At 32.3% G+C, this 18,033-nt stretch carries 18 protein-coding genes; 13 read left to right on the top strand and 5 right to left on the bottom strand.

The window, feature by feature from the left end; genetic code table 11:
* Positions 1-224 precede the first annotated feature (224 nt).
* Positions 225-1,175: an L-threonine 3-dehydrogenase gene (locus B0A57_RS00565; protein WP_034097396.1), complete on the bottom strand. Its 951-nt coding sequence runs from the start codon at positions 1,173-1,175 to the stop codon at positions 225-227.
* 119 nt (positions 1,176-1,294) lie between these two features.
* Between B0A57_RS00565 and B0A57_RS00560 the strand changes: the two genes are divergently transcribed.
* Positions 1,295-1,903, top strand: coding sequence for a hypothetical protein (locus tag B0A57_RS00560; protein WP_034097337.1), 609 nt, complete (start codon positions 1,295-1,297; stop codon positions 1,901-1,903).
* A gap of 133 nt (positions 1,904-2,036) precedes the next feature.
* Here the strand turns inward: B0A57_RS00560 and ahcY are convergent, their stop codons facing one another.
* Positions 2,037-3,353, bottom strand: coding sequence for an adenosylhomocysteinase (gene ahcY, locus B0A57_RS00555; protein WP_011962366.1), 1,317 nt, complete (start codon positions 3,351-3,353; stop codon positions 2,037-2,039).
* 225 nt (positions 3,354-3,578) lie between these two features.
* On the opposite strand from ahcY, the gene B0A57_RS00550 reads away from it, so the two are divergent.
* Genes B0A57_RS00550 through arfB form a run of 5 tightly spaced genes read left to right on the top strand, consistent with a single transcriptional unit; the run spans position 3,579 to position 8,064 of the window.
* On the top strand, positions 3,579-4,220 hold the full coding sequence (locus tag B0A57_RS00550; RefSeq protein ID WP_034097335.1) for a 4'-phosphopantetheinyl transferase family protein: 642 nt from the start codon (positions 3,579-3,581) through the stop codon (positions 4,218-4,220).
* Between the two features lie 10 nt (positions 4,221-4,230).
* Entirely contained in the window at positions 4,231-4,953 is a 723-nt protein-coding gene (locus tag B0A57_RS00545; protein ID WP_011962364.1) for a phosphoglycerol geranylgeranyltransferase, read from the top strand.
* Positions 4,953-5,585, top strand: a complete 633-nt coding sequence (gene pnuC, locus B0A57_RS00540) for a nicotinamide riboside transporter PnuC (protein WP_034097333.1) — start codon at positions 4,953-4,955, stop codon at positions 5,583-5,585. Before B0A57_RS00545 ends, pnuC begins: the two co-directional genes overlap by 1 nt.
* Positions 5,546-7,660 (top strand): DUF4301 family protein, encoded by a 2,115-nt coding sequence (locus tag B0A57_RS00535; RefSeq protein WP_011962362.1) that lies wholly within the window; start codon positions 5,546-5,548, stop codon positions 7,658-7,660. The genes pnuC and B0A57_RS00535 overlap by 40 nt, the downstream gene beginning before the upstream one ends.
* Positions 7,660-8,064 (top strand): alternative ribosome rescue aminoacyl-tRNA hydrolase ArfB, encoded by a 405-nt coding sequence (gene arfB / locus B0A57_RS00530; RefSeq protein WP_011962361.1) that lies wholly within the window; start codon positions 7,660-7,662, stop codon positions 8,062-8,064. The genes B0A57_RS00535 and arfB overlap by 1 nt, the downstream gene beginning before the upstream one ends.
* Before the next feature lie 72 nt (positions 8,065-8,136).
* On the opposite strand, the gene B0A57_RS00525 is transcribed toward arfB, so the two are convergent.
* From B0A57_RS00525 to B0A57_RS00515, 3 genes are all read right to left on the bottom strand, one after another.
* Complete coding sequence (locus tag B0A57_RS00525) at positions 8,137-8,907, bottom strand: enoyl-CoA hydratase/isomerase family protein (protein WP_011962360.1); 771 nt, start codon at positions 8,905-8,907, stop codon at positions 8,137-8,139.
* A 65-nt stretch (positions 8,908-8,972) separates the two neighbouring features.
* Positions 8,973-9,722: a uroporphyrinogen-III synthase gene (locus B0A57_RS00520; protein ID WP_011962359.1), complete on the bottom strand. Its 750-nt coding sequence runs from the start codon at positions 9,720-9,722 to the stop codon at positions 8,973-8,975.
* 20 nt (positions 9,723-9,742) lie between these two features.
* Positions 9,743-10,408 (bottom strand): DUF4271 domain-containing protein, encoded by a 666-nt coding sequence (locus B0A57_RS00515; RefSeq protein WP_011962358.1) that lies wholly within the window; start codon positions 10,406-10,408, stop codon positions 9,743-9,745.
* Positions 10,409-10,993: 585 nt separating this feature from the next.
* Between B0A57_RS00515 and B0A57_RS00510 the strand changes: the two genes are divergently transcribed.
* The 7 genes from B0A57_RS00510 to B0A57_RS12355 all read left to right on the top strand — a co-directional run.
* Positions 10,994-11,980: a leucine-rich repeat domain-containing protein gene (locus B0A57_RS00510; protein WP_038465885.1), complete on the top strand. Its 987-nt coding sequence runs from the start codon at positions 10,994-10,996 to the stop codon at positions 11,978-11,980.
* Positions 11,981-11,994: 14 nt separating this feature from the next.
* On the top strand, positions 11,995-12,984 hold the full coding sequence (locus B0A57_RS00505) for a leucine-rich repeat domain-containing protein (RefSeq protein WP_074460277.1): 990 nt from the start codon (positions 11,995-11,997) through the stop codon (positions 12,982-12,984).
* A gap of 14 nt (positions 12,985-12,998) precedes the next feature.
* Positions 12,999-14,054, top strand: coding sequence for a leucine-rich repeat domain-containing protein (locus tag B0A57_RS00500; protein ID WP_038465882.1), 1,056 nt, complete (start codon positions 12,999-13,001; stop codon positions 14,052-14,054).
* Between the two features lie 14 nt (positions 14,055-14,068).
* Positions 14,069-14,989: a leucine-rich repeat domain-containing protein gene (locus tag B0A57_RS00495; protein WP_052079071.1), complete on the top strand. Its 921-nt coding sequence runs from the start codon at positions 14,069-14,071 to the stop codon at positions 14,987-14,989.
* 14 nt (positions 14,990-15,003) lie between these two features.
* On the top strand, positions 15,004-15,993 hold the full coding sequence (locus B0A57_RS00490; protein WP_038465879.1) for a leucine-rich repeat domain-containing protein: 990 nt from the start codon (positions 15,004-15,006) through the stop codon (positions 15,991-15,993).
* A 326-nt stretch (positions 15,994-16,319) separates the two neighbouring features.
* Positions 16,320-17,723, top strand: coding sequence for a leucine-rich repeat domain-containing protein (locus B0A57_RS00485; RefSeq protein WP_038465876.1), 1,404 nt, complete (start codon positions 16,320-16,322; stop codon positions 17,721-17,723).
* 13 nt (positions 17,724-17,736) lie between these two features.
* On the top strand, positions 17,737-18,033 hold a 297-nt coding region (locus tag B0A57_RS12355), incomplete at its 3' end, for a leucine-rich repeat protein (RefSeq protein WP_243389176.1).

The raw sequence follows: 18,033 nt of genomic DNA, 5'->3' as shown, positions 1-18,033 counted from the left end.
ACAATATCCTCAATAAATATTCCAGTGTTTTTAAAGCTAATTTGGTATAACTAAAAACAACACATAAAATGCAAACCCAAAATTTGCAAAATCATGATGTCTTGGACTTAATCGAACTAGACAATCTAAAAAAGCGATTCAAAAAAAAAGGATAAAACTCTTTTCTTTTAGCCATTAGACCACAAAAAAAGAGTTCTATCCTTCGTTAAAACAACAATTAAAAACTAGTAAACGTTTTGCTTTAACTTACTAATCATTTCCACAGTCATGTTTTTCATATCAAAATCATTTTTCCAGCCCCAATCTTTTCTGGCCTCATTGTCATCTATACTGGCTGGCCAAGAGTCGGCAATCTTCTGGCGGAAATCTGGCTCATAATCGATAGTAAAATCAGGAAAGTGTTTTTTAATTTCTTCGGCAATTTCGGCAGGTGTAAAACTCATGGCCGACAAATTGTAGGAAGAACGAATTTTAATTTTATCGACATCTGCCTGCATGATACCCACCGTTGCTTTTATAGCATCGTCCATATACATCATTGGCAAACCTGTGTTTTCGGATAAAAACGAGGTAAATTTCCCGTCGGTAATGGCTTTGTGGTATATATCTACTGCATAATCTGTCGTGCCACCACCTGGAGGTGTGCTCCAACTAATTAGCCCAGGATATCTGATGCTTCTCACATCAACACCATATTGTTTGTAGTAATATTCGCACCAGCGCTCTCCAGTTTGTTTGCTAATTCCGTAAACTGTACTCGGCTCCATAATGGTGTACTGTGGTGTGTTTTCGCGTGGTGTTGTGGGACCAAAAACAGCAATACTAGATGGCCAAAATATTTTCTTTATTTTTCCTGCTTTTGCTAAATTTAAAACATGAAAAAGGGAATTCATATTTAAATCCCAAGCAAATGCAGGATTTTTTTCGGCTGTTGCCGATAGCAATGCTGCCATCAAATAAACATCTGTAATTTGATGTTTCTCTAACAAATGTTCAATCTGGTTGTAATCTAAAGCATTTACTACTTCAAACATTCCTTCATTTACAATATCTGTATTTAGCTTTCTAATATCGGAAGCAATAACATTTTCTTTGCCGTAAATTGTTCGTAATTTGTTCGTTAGCTCGGTTCCTATTTGTCCGCAAGCACCTATAATTAATATTTTCGTCTCCATTTTTGTTTCTTGAAGTACAAATATAATGTTTTCGTAAAATATAGCGTTAACATCTTTAACACTTTGGCAAACCAAAAACCAAAAATAACTACATTTGCTTTTTAGTTAAATTTTTTAGTATGAGATATATTTTTTTACTTTATTTGTTAATGACCATTTTACTTACGGGTTGCAAGGACAATAATGATAATAACACCCACGAAAGGCAAATTGCCAAAGCCTTAAAAGAAAAAGAATTGGTTTTTAGCAGCATTAATAAAACATGGAATTTTGTGCCTCTAAATTTAACACCAGAAGCACAAGCTATTACAAACAATTGGAGCGATTGGCGATTATTTACATCAGAATTATACCAAAAACCAAAAGGTACAATTGGTGCTTTTCAGCGAAAAACAAAAAGTTTGGTTCTAAAAGTAGAAACCCTAAACAATACAATTCCTGAAAGGATTAGCAAACCACAAATAAAAAGTAGGTTAATGGCAATAATTACAAAAGTAAAAGCCTTACATACTTTTATAAATCTAGATAGAATTCCTGAAAAAAAAGTAGTCACTTTGATTACCGATTTGAATATCGAATTGAATGCTTTTCAGGATCAAATAGAAGAAATCGTGCGTCGTAGCCATATTCAGAAAGAAGAAGGAGAACAAGAAATGCTAAACTTATTAAATGGTTCTCAGCCAACAAATACCACTCCGATTACGGAAGAAAAAAATATCGAAGATTAGTGATTTTTGGTTATATTTAATAATTGGCAGAAAGTAAATACAATTTATCCAAATCAAAAAATAAAAAAAAATAGTGACTAAAAAATTAAATTTTTAGTCACTATTTTTATCATTTCAGAAATCTAGACAAGGTTTAGTATCTGTAATATTCTGGTTTAAAAGGTCCATCTACACCAACACCAATATAAGCTGCTTGGTCGTCACGTAAAACTTCCAATTCGACACCTAATTTTGCAAGGTGCAAGAAAGCCACTTTTTCATCTAAATGTTTAGGCAACATATACACATCATTATTGTATGCTGCGCTGTTTTTCCATAATTCAATTTGAGCTAGAGTTTGGTTTGTAAATGAGTTACTCATCACAAAACTTGGGTGACCCGTAGCGCAACCTAAGTTTACCAAACGACCTTCTGCAAGGATAAGAATGTCTTTTCCTGCAATCGTATATTTGTCTACTTGTGGTTTAATTTCGATTTTTGATGCACCGTGGTTTTTGTTCAACCAAGCCATATCAATTTCGTTATCAAAGTGACCAATGTTACAAACGATAGTTTTGTCTTTCATTTGTTCGAAATGAGAACCTAGAACGATGTCTTTATTTCCAGTAGTTGTAATGATGATATCAGCATTACCAACAACTGTGTTTAATTTTTTAACTTCAAAACCGTCCATTGCCGCTTGAAGCGCACAAATTGGGTCAATTTCAGTAACTGTAACAATAGATCCAGCACCTCTAAAAGAAGCAGCAGTACCTTTTCCCACATCACCATAACCACAAACGACTACTCTTTTTCCGGCCAACATAATATCAGTAGCACGACGAACGGCATCAACAGCAGATTCTTTACAACCGTATTTATTGTCAAATTTCGATTTAGTAACCGAGTCATTTACGTTAATAGCAGGCATTGGCAATGTTCCAGCTTTTACTCTTTCGTATAAACGGTGAACTCCAGTTGTAGTCTCTTCAGACAATCCTTTGATACCTTCAACCAAATGAGGGTAACGGTCTATAACCATATTCGTTAAATCTCCACCATCATCAAGAATCATGTTCAATGGTTTTCTGTCTTCACCAAAGAAAAGTGTTTGTTCGATACACCAGTCAAAATCAGGCTCATTCAAACCTTTCCAAGCATACACCTGAATTCCAGCAGCAGCAATTGCAGCAGCGGCCTGATCCTGTGTAGAAAAAATATTACAAGAAGACCAAGTAACCTCAGCACCAAGAGCAATTAAAGTTTCAATTAAAACCGCAGTTTGTATTGTCATGTGCAAACAACCTGCAATACGAGCACCAGCAAGTGGTTGTTCGTTTTTATATTCCGCACGAAGTGCCATCAAACCTGGCATTTCGGCTTCAGCCAATTCAATTTCTTTTCTTCCCCAAGCCGCTAGAGAAATGTCTTTTACTTTGAAAGCCACATAAGGCATAGTCGCTGTACTCATATTTATAGTATATTTGTATTATAAAATTTTTGCAAATTTACGTAATAAGTTTATAAAAAAACGAATTTCAGGAATATTTATACATTGTTTAACAACTTAATTTACAGACCAATAAATTAATATTTTTCAGAAGCTATTCCCGCTTTACACTTCAATCTTTTTGTTTTTAAAGAAAAAACAAAAAGGATTTCCGTTGCAATCGGGGCTAAAAATCAAGTACATAACATGCCTTTACATAAAATCATCACACCCAATTCATCGACTAAAATTTATATTTGGAAAATAGAAGAAACCTTCGAAGATTTGTTCGACCAAGTTGTTTTAAACGACATCAACCTCATCAGGTTAAACACAATGAAATCCGAAATGCACCAACGCGGTTTCTTGAGTGTTCGCAAACTATTGCAAGAAGCAGGTTATGCTGACACTGACTTGCATTATAATCAAGAAGGAAAACCACATCTAAAAGACAATAAATTTATTTCAATATCTCATTCTTCTCAATTTTCTACTATTGCAATAAGCGACAAACCTATAGGAATTGACATCGAATTGGCTAAAGAAAAAGTCTTAAAAATTGCCTCTAGGTTTATGAATATTTCCCATCTAGAAGGCTTATCTGTTTCCGAAAAAATTAGAAAAGCCACTGTTGTGTGGGGTATTAAAGAGTCTATCTTCAAAATTAAAAATGAAAAAGGAATTAGTTTTCCCGACCATATTTTCGAAAATCCTTTTTTATTATCAGACAAAAAAGCAACGGCACAATTGTCTTTTAACAATACCATAGCGTCTTTCGATATATTTTTTGAAGAAATAAACGCTGACAACAGCCTAAACTATACTTTAGTTTACGCATTCGAGAATTAGACCCAAAAAAATGAGTACCATTTACAATCAAATCTTAAAAGCAAAAGCAGAAAACAAAAAGTTACTTGCTATTCTTTTAGATCCCGACAAAATCGATCTAGAGAATATTCAGCAATTAATCGAAAAAATTAATCAATCGCCAGCAACCCATATTTTTGTTGGCGGAAGCCTTGTCGAGAATAATATTCTTGACCAATTGCTTTCGGAAATTAAGAAAATTTGCGCTTTGCCCATTGTACTTTTCCCAGGAAATCCGTCACAAATATCAGACAAAGCAGATGCGATTTTATTTTTATCTTTAATATCAGGAAGAAACTCGGATTATCTGATAGAACATCAGGTAAATGCAGTTCCAATTTTAAATAAAACCAATCTCGAAATCATTTCAACTGGTTATATTCTCATAGAAAGTGGTTCAGAAACCGCCGTAGCACTCGTAAGCAAAACAAAACCTTTGCCAAGAAACAAGCCAGAATATATCCTTCAAACAGCGCAGGCTGGCGAAATGTTAGGCAAAAAACTCATTTATTTAGAAGCAGGAAGTGGGGCAAAAATTTCTGTTTCAAAAGAAATCATTGCATTGGTTTCCCAAAATATCAACATTCCTTTAATTGTGGGTGGCGGCATTAGGGATCTTAGCGACATTAAAAAAGCCCATAACACTGGTGCCGATTTAGTAGTTATAGGCACTGCTTTTGAAAATAATTCGAATTTTTTTAACCAAAACCTCTAATACTACAAATGATAGAATCCCTTTTTTCGCAATATAAAAATTATCCAACTTACGAAATTGTTCTTGAGCTAGTGGCAATATTCTTTGGGTTATCGAGCGTTTGGTGTGCAAAAAAGAACAACATTTGGGTTTTCCCTACTGGATTAATTAGCACATTTATATATGCTTATTTATTATGGCAATGGGATTTATTGGGAGATTCGATGATAAATGGCTATTATTTTATCATGAGTATATACGGCTGGTACCATTGGACTCGAAAAAAGGAAGATGCGCAAGAATTCCCTATTTCGGTAATCACAAATAAAGAGAAAATAATAGGGCTTATTATTTTTGTTTTAACGCTCATTTTTGTTATTATTGTGTATATTTATTTTGGCAAATTTACCAATTGGTATTCTTACATAGACACCTTTCTAACAGCTATATTCTTTGTTGGAATGTGGCTCATGGCCAAAAGAAAAATTGAGAATTGGCTTTTCTGGATTCTAGGCGATCTAATCTCAATCCCTTTGTATTTCGCAAAAGGATATACATTTACAAGTTTTCAGTATATAATATTTACAATTATTGCCGTTTTTGGCTATTTAGAATGGAAGAAAATCTTAAACAGCAACAAAGTAACATCATAAAAATAACCGTATTTGGACCTGAAAGTACAGGAAAAACAACGCTAACAAAACAACTTGCCAAACATTTTGATACCGTTTGGATTCCTGAATTTGCCCGTAATTATCTCCAAGAAAAACTAGACAAAACAGGTAATACTTGCCTAGCCGAAGATTTACTTCCTATCGCCATAGGACAAACAAAATCAGAAAATGAAGCTTTACTAAAAGCCAATAAATTCCTTTTTTGCGATACAAATTTGTTGGTTACAAAAGTATATTCTGAAGCGTATTACGGCTTTTGTAACCCAATTATAAACAAAGCGGCAGCAGAACACCAATACGATTTGTTTTTCTTAACAGACATCGATTTGCCTTTCGAAAAAGATGACCTAAGAGACAGTCAGGAAAATAGAGATAAATTTTTTACTGTTTTCGAAAATTCATTAATCGAAAATAATAAGCCTTACATAAAAATTTCAGGCAACAAAAAACAACGACTAGAAAAAGCAATCTTAATAATAAATGATTTAATTTATGCAAAAAAAATGGGCTTTTCTTCCCATGATTTTGTGCAAATACACAAACATGGAATCCCGTTAAACAATCTCGAAAAACAACGAGAACTTTTAACAAAAGGAATTCCAAAAATCACGTTACAAAGTCCCGCCACTTTACAAAACGGAATTTGGAAACTATCGCAAAACGAATATAAAGAAAAGGCTGTTTTTTTTGACGAAATAAAATCTGTTTTAAAACTAGAAAAATTTATTCCAGCATCTGGAGCAGCAAGTAGAATGTTTCAGTTTTTGAATGAATTTTTAAATGATTTTGATGTTGAAACAGATACCATAAACGGATATATTAATAAAAACAAGGCAACAAGTCTAACTGTTTTTTTAACAGGAATGGAAAAATTTCCTTTCTTCGAAGCTATAAACAAAAAACTCGAAGCAACTTTCCCTAACATTGACACTTGGACTACAGATAAGAAAAACTACTATTTTATAAAATTTTTAATTAATTCCGAAAACTTCAATTTTGGCAACAAACCAAAAGGAATTTTGCCTTTTCATCAATACAAAAATCATATTGCCACCCCTATTGAAGAACACCTAAATGAAAGCACTTTTTATGCTTCATCAAACGGAATTTCTAATTTGCATTTTACCGTTTCAAAAGAACATCAACAACAATTTGAGCATATTTTATCTATCGTAAAAAGTAAAATAGAATTAGACAATCATACTAAAATAAACATTACTTTTTCTTATCAAAACGAGAAAACAGACACGCTTGCTGTCGATTTTCAGAACAATCCTTTTCGTGATGAAAACAAAAAATTAGTCTTTAGACCCGGCGGACATGGATCTTTAATCGAAAATCTAAATACTATAGATGCTGATCTTATTTTCATTAAAAATATAGACAATGTAATTCAAAACCACATTAAAACCATTGCGCTTTACAAAAAGGCACTAGCAGGCATTTTAATACAGTTACAAAACCAGATTTTTGCATATTTAAAGACTATTGATGCTAATTTAGTTTCCAAAAAAGAAATTGAAGAAATTATTTTTTTCGCAGAAAAGAAGCTCAATATTGTGATTCCAAATCACTTTAACCAACTTACATATAATGATAAAATAATTTACATAAAAGAACTATTTAATAAGCCTATTCGTGTTTGCGGAATGGTAAAAAACGAAAACGAACCTGGCGGGGGGCCTTTTTGGGTTCTAGACACAAATGGAGAAATTTCGTTGCAAATTATAGAGGGTTCTCAAATAGATTTGCAAGACAAAAAACAAATGCAAATATTTCAGCTAGCAACTCATTTTAATCCAGTTGATATTGTTTGTAGTATTAAAAACTATCAGGGCAACAAATTTAACTTACTCCAATTTATAGATGAAAAAAGTGGGTTTATAGTCGAAAAAAACAAAAACGGAACAAGTTATAAAGCCTACGAATTACCTGGTTTATGGAACGGTGCCATGGCAAATTGGCTAACCGTTTTTGTAGAAGTACCACTTATTACTTTCAATCCTGTAAAAACAGTAAACGATTTACTAAAACCTACACACCAACCAAAATAATGGAATCAGAAAAAATAAAAACTGAATTAACTTATAAAGCCGTACGAAGTTCTGGCGCTGGTGGTCAGAATGTAAATAAGGTATCGAGTAAAGTTGTCTTAAGTTTCGATTTACAGAACTCTCAGGCGCTTTCGGAAGAAGAAAAAGAATTAATTTTAGTAAAATTATCCTCTAGACTAACCTCAGAAAACATACTAATTTTAAATTGCGATGAAGACCGAAGCCAACTAAAAAACAAGGCTATTGTTACCAAAAGATTTCTAGAATTGCTCAAAAATGCTTTAATCGTACCTAAAATTAGAAAAGCGACTAGAATTCCTAAATCTGTAATTAGAAAAAGGATAAAGGATAAGAAAAACATTTCGGAAATTAAGAACAATAGAAAAAAACCTAATTTCGAATAGTTAGAAACTTATTTTTAAAAAGTTCTTCTTGCGTGCTTATAATTTGAGAACTAGAAAGCATCTAACCTTTTTTTACTTCTTAAATGCACTCAAGGCGTTTTTAGTAAAATCTGACAAAACTAATTGCCCTGAAATGCCAGCTCTTTCGTATAATAAAGTATCCCAATGTGCCGTTTTTTCCCAAAAAACCTTCTTCATTTCTTGCAAAGCTTCTGGATTATAAGAGGCTAATTTAGAAGCAAAAACCATTAATTCTGAGTCTAAATTTTCTGCCGAAGTAAAAATCTCTGAATATAGTCCGTTTTCAAAAGCCCATTGAGCGGTTTTCCAATCATGGGCTGCCAATGTAAGTTGCGACATGGCAGTTTTTCCTATTTTTCTGGAAACTGCGGGTTCTATTACAAAAGGTCCTATTCCTATAGCAATTTCAGATAATTTTACCGAAGCGCTATTGGTAGCAAAAACATAATCGCAAGCAGAAGCAAGACCTACTCCTCCCCCAACGGCTTTGCCTTGCACGCGCCCAATAATTATTTTTTGACAAGTTCTCATCGCATTAATCACATTTGCAAAACCACTAAAAAAAAGTTTACCGTCATTATAATTAGTTATAGAAAGCAACTCATCAAAAGAAGCGCCTGCACAAAAAGCACCATTACCTTCGCTTTTTAGTATGATTACCGAAACAGATTCGTTTTGGCTTAAGGCATTAAACTCTCTTGTTAAATCTTTTAATAAATTGCTAGGAAAAGAATTGCTGGCAGGGTGGCTAAAAGTAATTGTTGCGGTTTTATTATCTATTATTGTTGCAATAAATCCGTTTGGGTTTATTAATGTATTCATGTGTTTTTTTTAGGGCTGTAAATATAAAAATAAAAAACATCTACCAAGGCAGATGTTTTTTTTCATTATTTTCCTTTGTTTGCTTCTGCAACATATTTTTCTAAAGCCATAGTCATAGATGGTGTTTCTGGTGTTGGTGCCAAAATATCTATTCGTAAACCATGTTCTAATGCTTCTTTTTGAGTTGTGCTTCCAAAAACAGCAATTCTAGTATCTTTTTGTTCGAAATTTGGGAAGTTTTTAAACAATGATTTTATACCTGTTGGACTAAAAAAGGCTAACACATCGTAGTAAACATCTTTTAGATCAGACAAGTCACTCATGACTGTTTTATAAAATGTTCCCGCAATCCAATCGACTTTTAAGTTGTTTAGAGTCTGGGTAATATCTGCATTAAGCTGGTCTGAGGAGGGCAAAAGATATTTTTCGTCTTTGTATTTTTTAAATAAAGTAGACATATCTACAAAATCTTTTTGTCCCACGTATATTTTACGTTTTCTGTACACAACGTATTTTTGAAGATAAAATGCCACCGCTTCAGATTGGCAAAAATATTTCAAATCCTCAGGTACTTTATAACGCATTTCTTCTGCCACTCTAAAAAAATGGTCTACCGAGTTTTTACTGGTTAGAATAATAGCCGTAAAATTGTTCAAATCTATCTTTTGTGTACGAACATCTTTTGCCAAGACGCCTTCCACATGAATAAACGGTCTGAAATCAATTTTAACCTTGTGCTTATTTTGTAACTCAAAATAAGGAGAGTTTTCAACCTTTGGTTCAGGTTGTGAAACTAAAATTGTTTTCACTTTCATATTAAACATTTTCTAATGCACTAGCTTTTTGTAATAATATAATACATAAAGTAATAGGGCGCGATTTCGAGTGCGCAAATATATAAAATAAAATAAAACAACTTACTTAATAATAATTTTTGATAATTTTTTAATGAAACTAAATAAGTTATTGCATTAATCATCAATAAAATAACCATAATACCAATTATAGCATAAGTATTCATAATATTTGTATAATACATGATAATATCAACTGGCAACAATAGTAATCCTATATAAGTTCTATAGCTTACTTTGAACAAATTAAACTGTTCTATAAAATTTTCTATATCAAATGAGGTTGCAATAATCTTCTCGATCAAGAATTTAGATAGTATAAAAAAGCTTAAGAAAGTAAATATTTGTATAAATGTGATCCAATTTGTTTTGGTCGTATAGCCAAAATAGCTTAAAACCAATTGTAAGAAAAACGACATCGAAATAAGCTGAACAACAAATAAAAGTATTGTAAACCAACTCATCAAGTTGCTACTATCCTTGTATATTTTTAAATATTTGTCATTAATTAATAAATTTACAAAATCTCTAAAACGATTTTCGAAAGCGGTTTTAGTTACAACAAGCAATGCAAAAGCAAGGAGAAATAAGACCGTTACCCAGTCTTTATTTTCTAGAATTCGAGGAATAAGTTCAGTTTTACGCATAATGCAAATTTACAATTTTTTAAAACTATTACCCAAAACCGCAAGTTAAAAAGTCAAACATCAGAAAGCCTTCTATTTTATTACTGTCTTGAAAAATTAATAAAGAGAAAAATATTTTTTTTAGCCTCATTCATCAAAAACAGACAAACGAGATATTATTTGGCTTTTATTATTGTATTTATTTGGAATAACAAATACTCGATTTGCTATTGTGAGGAATAGAAAAATTTTATCATGTGATTTAGATTAGGAGATTCCTCGTTCCTCGAATAACAAAATACCTACCAAATATTGCAGTGTTTATAAAATTAAAAAGATATGATTTCATATTAGTTCATCTAAGAACAGATGGTCGTTTGTTCTAGCTATACTAAAAAACCGTGCTTTTTACGAATATTTACAACTACACAACCTGATTGCGAATTTGGTTTTGTATTAACATATTTTTTATTTGTAACGCATTTTTAATATGCCTTTAAACAGGATTTTACAATAGTTTAAAAAAACCAAATCTTATTTGCATTTACTTTAATTAATATTTTAAATTTGTATTATTTATAATTAGTCTAATTAAAAACAAAAAACATGAGAAAATTATTATTTATCATTTTAATGCCTTTTCTAGGAATAGCGCAAAATTTTACAGCAAACGGCATAAATTATACTGTTACTTCTTCAACAGTTCCTCTTACTGTTAGCGTCGCTAACAACACTCGTTTTACTGGAGTAGCGGAAATACCAGAAATAGTAGTATACAATTCAGAAAATTATGCTGTGACTGCTATTAGGGGCAACGCTTTTAATGGTTCTCCGCTAACATCGGTTACTATTCCTAATTCTGTAACTGCTATTGGAAAGTTTGCTTTTTATAGTTGTGAGAGATTAATATCGATTAGCATTCCTAATTCTGTAACTTCTATTGAAGAAGGGACTTTTTCCTTCTGTACAGGTTTAATATCAATTACAATTCCTAATTCTGTGACTGTTATTGGAAAGAAAGCTTTTAGCGAATGCCTTGGTTTAACATCTGTTACCTTTCCTAATGCTTTGACTACTATTGGAAGTCATTGCTTTTATTTTTGTACAAGTTTGACATCGGTTACCATTCCTAATTCGGTGACTGATATTGGAGTTGGTGCTTTTTATGACTGTACTAGTTTAAGCACCGTAAATTGTCAGATCACAACACCTTTAGTTATTAATGTAACTACCTTCCGTAAGGTTAATAAATCAACATGTGCTTTAAATGTTCCTGCCGGTACTGAAGCGGCTTATCAGGCAGCGGCTGTTTGGAAAGATTTTAACCTTATTTATGGCAGTTTACTTTCTAATCATTCATTTGCAATAGAAAGTAATCTAAAAATATACCCAAACCCAGTTTCAGAAATTTTAAACATAGCCTTACAAGAGGGCTTACAATTAGAAAAAGTAAATTTTTACAACACATTAGGGCAGTTAATAAAAACAACTAATCACTCAGAAATAAACATTTCAAGCTTTGCGAAAGGAAATTATTTTGTAGAAGTAATGACAAACCAAGGTAAGGCAACAAAAACAATCATCGTACAATAATTAAAAACAAAAACATGAGAAAATTATTATTTGTCATTTTAATGCCTTTTTTAGGAATAGCGCAAAACTTTACAGCAAACGGCATAAATTATACTGTTACTTCTTCAGTAGCTCCTTTTACAGTTAGTGTATCTGACAATACTCGTTTTTCTGGAGTTGCAGTAATACCAGAAACAGTAGCTTACAATTCAGAAAATTATGCTGTGACTGCTATTACCGCTTCTGCTTTTAAGAGTTGTTCTGGCTTAACGTCTGTTACCATTGGAAATTTTATTACTTCTATTGAAAGGGATGCTTTTAGAGATTCTACTAATCTGACAACGGTTACGATTGGAAATTCTGTTAATTCTATTGAACGTTTCGCTTTTAATAATTGTTCTAGATTAACATCTATTACGATTCCTGATTCCGTTACTGCTATTAGGAATTCTGCTTTTGCTTCTTGTACCGGATTAACATCAGTTACCTTTCCTAATTCTGTAAGTTTTATTGACGCCTTCGCGTTTTCTCGTTGTACTAATTTAACATCGGTTACCATTCCTAATTCTGTGACTCACATTGGGGGTTATGCTTTTAATAATTGTTCTAGTTTAACTACGGTAAATTGCTACATTACAACACCTTTAGCTATTAATGTAACTACCTTCCGTAAGGTTAATAAATCAACATGTGCTTTAAATGTTCCTGCCGGTACTGAAGCGGCTTATCAGGCAGCGGCTGTTTGGAAAGATTTTAGCCCTATTTCTGGCAGTTTACTTTCTAATCATTCATTTGCAATAGAAAGCGCTTTAAAAATATACCCAAACCCTGTTTCAGAAATTTTAAACATAGCCTTGCAAGAAGACTTACAATTAGAAAAAGTAAATTTTTACAACACATTAGGGCAGTTAATAAAAACAACTAATCATTCAGGAATAAACGTTTCAAGCTTTGCGAAAGGCAATTATTTTGTAGAAATAATGACAAACCAAGGCAAAGTAACAAAAACAATCATCGTACAATAATTAAAAACAAAAACATGAGAAAATTATTATTTATCATTTTAATGCCTTTTCTAGGAATAGCGCAAGATTTTACAGAAAACGGAATAAATTATACTATTACTTCTTCAACAGCTCCTTTTACTGCTAGTGTTGCTAGCAACACTCGTTTTTCTGGAGATGCAGTAATACCAGAAACAGTCGTTTATAATTCAGAAAACTATGCTGTGACTGCTATTGCAGACGAAGCGTTTAAAGGTAATTATAATTTGACATCGGTTAGTATTGGAGATGCCGTGACTTCTGTTGGAGAGTCTGCTTTTAATAATTGTGTTGCTTTAACATCTGTTACGATTGGCAATTCTGTTATTTCTATTGGCAACTCTGCTTTTATTGGTTCGAGTTTAACATCGCTTACTATTGGAAATTCTGTTGCTTCCATTGGAAGTTTAGCTTTTTTTGGCTGTTTTGGTTTAACATCGCTTACCATTCCTAGTTCTGTGACTTCTATTGCAAATCAAGCTTTTTCTATGTGTAGCGGTTTGACATCAGTTACCATTCCTAATTTTGTAACTTCTATTGGAGATGGCGCTTTTTCTATGTGTAGCGGTTTGATATCGGTTACTATTCCTAATGCCGTGACATCTATAGGGGATTATACTTTTATGAATTGTACTAGTTTAACCACAGTAAATAGCTACGCTACAATACCTTTAGTTATTAATGAAAATGCCTTCCATAATCTTGACAAATCAATATGTGCTTTAAATGTTCCTGCTGGTACTGAAGCAGCTTATCAGGCAGCGGCTGTTTGGAAAGATTTTAGTCCTATTTCTGGCAGTTTACTTTCTAATCATTCATTTGCGATAGAAAGTAATCTAAAAATATACCCAAATCCAGTTTCAGAGATTTTAAACATAGCCTTGCAAGAAAACTTACAATTACAAAAAGTGAATTTTTACAACACATTAGGCCAGTTAATAAAAACAACTAATCATTCAGAAATAAATATTTCAAGCTTTGCAAAAGGCATTTATTTTGTAGAAGTAATGACAAACCAAGGTAAGGCAACAAAAACAATCATCGTACAATAATTAAAAACAAAGACATGAAAAAATTATTATTTTTTATTTTAATTCCTTTTTTAGGAATAGCACAAGATTTTACAGCAAATGGTATAAATTATACCATTACTTCTTCGGTAGCCCCTTTTACAGTTAGCGTCGATAAGAATCCTGGTTTTACTGGAGTAGCGGAAATACCAGAAACAGTAGCTTATAATTCAGAAAACTATACTGTGACTTCCATAAGAGATTATGCTTTTGCATATTGCAATCGGTTAACATCGGTTACGATTCCTAATTCTGTGACTTCTATCGGAGAGGCTACTTTTTTTCAGTGTACTGGTTTAACATCAATTACGATTCCTAATGCTTTGACTGCTATTGGAAAGGATGTTCTTTATAAATGTTCTAGTTTAACATCAATTACGATTCCTAATTCTGTAATTTCGATTGAAGAGAGCGCTTTTGATTCTTGTTCTGGTTTAACATCTGTTAACATTCCTAATTCAGTAACTGACATTAGAAAACATGCTTTTAGAAAATGTACTGGTTTAACCACAATAAATTGCCACATTACAGAGCCTTTAATTATTAACTCAAATGTTTTTAAGCAAGTCAATCAATCAAACTGTGCTTTAAATGTTCCTGCTGGTACTGAAGCAGCTTATCAGGCAGCGGCTGTTTGGAAAGATTTTAGTCCTATTTCTGGCAGTTTACTTTCTAATCATTCATTTGCGATAGAAAGTAATCTAAAAATATACCCAAACCCAGTTTCAGAGATTTTAAACATAGCCTTACAAGAAAACTTACAATTACAAAAAGTGAATTTTTACAACACATTAGGGCAGTTAATAAAAACAACTAATCATTCAGAAATAAATATTTCAAGCTTTGCAAAAGGCATTTATTTTGTAGAAGTAATGACAAACCAAGGTAAGGCAACAAAAACAATCATCGTACAATAATTAAAAACAAAGACATGAAAAAATTATTATTTTTTATTTTAATTCCTTTTTTAGGAATAGCACAAGATTTTACAGCAAATGGTATAAATTATAATGTTACTTCTTCGGTAGCCCCTTTTACAGTTAGCGTGGCTAAGAATCCTGGTTTTACTGGAGTAGCAGAAATACCAGAAACAGTAGCTTATAATTCAGAAAACTACGCCGTGACTGATATTGTAAATTATGCTTTTGAAGATTGCATTCGTTTAACATCGATTCGTATTGGAAATGCTGTAACCTCTATTGGAGTTTCTGCTTTACTCAATTGTACTGGTTTAACATCGATTCGTATTGGAGATGCTGTAACCTCTATTGGAGATTTTGCGTTTAATGCTTGTACTGGCTTAACATCGGTTACCATTCCTAATTCTGTGACCACTATTGGAATCGCCGCTTTTGGTGCTTGTGCGGGTTTAACATCGATTACCATTCCTAATTCTGTAACTACTATTAAACATAATGCTTTTTTCAACTGTGCTGCTCTAAAAACAGTTACGATTCCTAATTCTGTGACCTCTATTGGAGATTATGCTTTTAATCTTTGTCCTAGTCTAACTACAATAAATTGTCACACTACAACGCCATTAGTTATTAATCCTAATGTTTTTGGAGATACTAATCAATCAGCATGTACCTTAAATGTACCTGCGGGTACTGAAGCCGTTTATCAGGCAACGGAAATTTGGCAAGATTTTAGCCCTATTACTGGTGGTTTTTTATCTAGCAATTCATTTGCGATAAAAAGTAATCTAAAAATATACCCAAACCCTGTTTCAGAAATTTTAAACATAGCTTTACAAGAGGGCTTACAATTAGAAAAAGTGAATTTTTACAACACATTAGGGCAGTTAATCAAAACAACTAATCATTCAGAAATAAATATTTCAAGCTTTGCAAAAGGCAATTATTTTGTAGAAGTAATGACAAATCAAGGTAAGGCAACAAAAACAATTATTGTTCAGTAATTTTAAAAAAATATTTTATACAATAAAAGGTTAGCTTCAAACGGCTAACCTTTTTCTATTCATAACATTATATAAAAAAAGCTTCTAAATAAAAAAAGAATATTAACCAATATTTTAATGAATTTTAGCACCTAATTAATCGTTTGCAAAGCCAAATACAACGGCTAAAAAACAACAAAAAGAACAGCAAAACCAGACAATTGTAGGCATATAGAAACAACACCTACTTAAAGACCAATCTCAAAAAAACAAAGTATTATTTGTATTTATTCTAAATCTAGCTTATTTTTGTAAACCCCATAATTTTTTAATTAAAAACAAAAAACATGAAAAAATTATTATTTTTTATTTTAATTCCTTTTTTAGGAATAGCACAAGATTTTACAGCAAACGGCATAAAATATACTGTTACTTCTTCAACAGCTCCTTTTACTGTTAAGGTAGCTAGAAACGCTAATTTTACTGGAGCAGCAGAAATACCAGAAACAGTAGCTTATAATTCGGAAAACTACGCCGTGACTGCTATTGGAGAATCTGCTTTTGAACATTGCAATAATTTAACATCGGTTACTATTCCTAATTCTGCAACTTCTATTGGAAGGTATGCTTTTAACATGTGCTCTCGCCTAACATCTGTTACCATTCCTAATCGTGTGACTACTATTGAAATTGAAACATTTAATAATTGTATTGGTCTAACATCGGTTACAATCCCTAACTCTGTAACTTATATTGCAAACTCTGCTTTTAGTGGTTGTGCTGGCTTAACATCGGTTATAATTCCTAATTCTGTTACTCAAATTGGACATAATTCATTTAGTTCTTGCACTGGTTTAACATCGGTTACAATCCCTGATTCTGTAACCGCTATTGGAGATCGTGCTTTTAACAAATGTTCTCGCTTAAAATCGCTTACGATTGGAAATTCCGTGACTGCTATTGGAATTGATGCCTTTAATGAATGTTCTAGCTTAACATCGGTTATAATCCCTAATTCTATGACTTATATTGATAAGTCTGCTTTTAGAGATTGTACCAGTTTAACATCTATTACCATTCCTAATTCTGTTACTTTTATAGGAGATAGTGCTTTTTATAATTGTAATAGTTTGACATCGGTTACCATTCCTAATTCTGTTACTTTTATAGGAGATCATACTTTTTCTAATTGTAGTCGTTTAGTATCAGTTACCATTCCTAATACCGTGACTACTATTAGAGGCTATGCTTTTTCTAATTGTAGTCGCTTAACATCGGTTACCATTCCTAATTCTGTGACCACTATTGAAAATGCTGCTTTTTATAATTGTAAACGTTTAACCACAGTAAAATGTTACATTACAATGCCTTTAGCTATTAATGCAGATGTCTTCGGTAATGTTACTCAGTCAAACTGTGCTTTAACTGTTCCTACTGGTACTCAAGCCGTTTATCAGGCAGCCGCGGTTTGGAGAAATTTCAGCCCTATTTCTGCTAATTTACTTTCTAATCATTCATTTGCAATAGAAAGTGCTTTAAAAATATACCCAAACCCTGTTTCAGAAATTTTAAACATAGTCTTACAAGAGGGCTTACAATTAGAAAAAGTAAATTTTTACAACACATTAGGCCAGTTAATCAAAACAACTAATCATTCAGAAATAAATATTTCAAGCTTTGCAAAAGGCAATTATTTTGTAGAAGTAATAACAAACCAAGGTAAGGCAACAAAAACAATCATTATACAATAATTAAAACAAAGACATGAAAAAATTATTATTTTTTATTTTAATTCCTTTTTTAGGAATAGCACAAACTTTTACAGCAAACCGTATAAATTATACTGTTACTTCTTCAACAGCTCCCTTTACTGTTAAGGTAACTAGAAACCTTAATTTTACTGGAGCAGCAGAAATACCAGAAACAGTAACTTATAATTCAAAAAACTATATTGTGACTGCTATTGGAGAGAACGCTTTTCAAGAGTGTAATACCTTGACATCGGTTAGCATTCCTAACTCTGTGACTACTATTGGAAATGGGGCTTTTGAAAGATGTTCT

The sequence above is a fragment of the Flavobacterium psychrophilum DSM 3660 = ATCC 49418 genome (assembly GCF_002217405.1).
Lineage (GTDB): Bacteria > Bacteroidota > Bacteroidia > Flavobacteriales > Flavobacteriaceae > Flavobacterium > Flavobacterium psychrophilum.
Note: the sequence above shows the minus strand (reverse complement) of the source record. Positions and strands in the feature narration are given on the sequence as shown.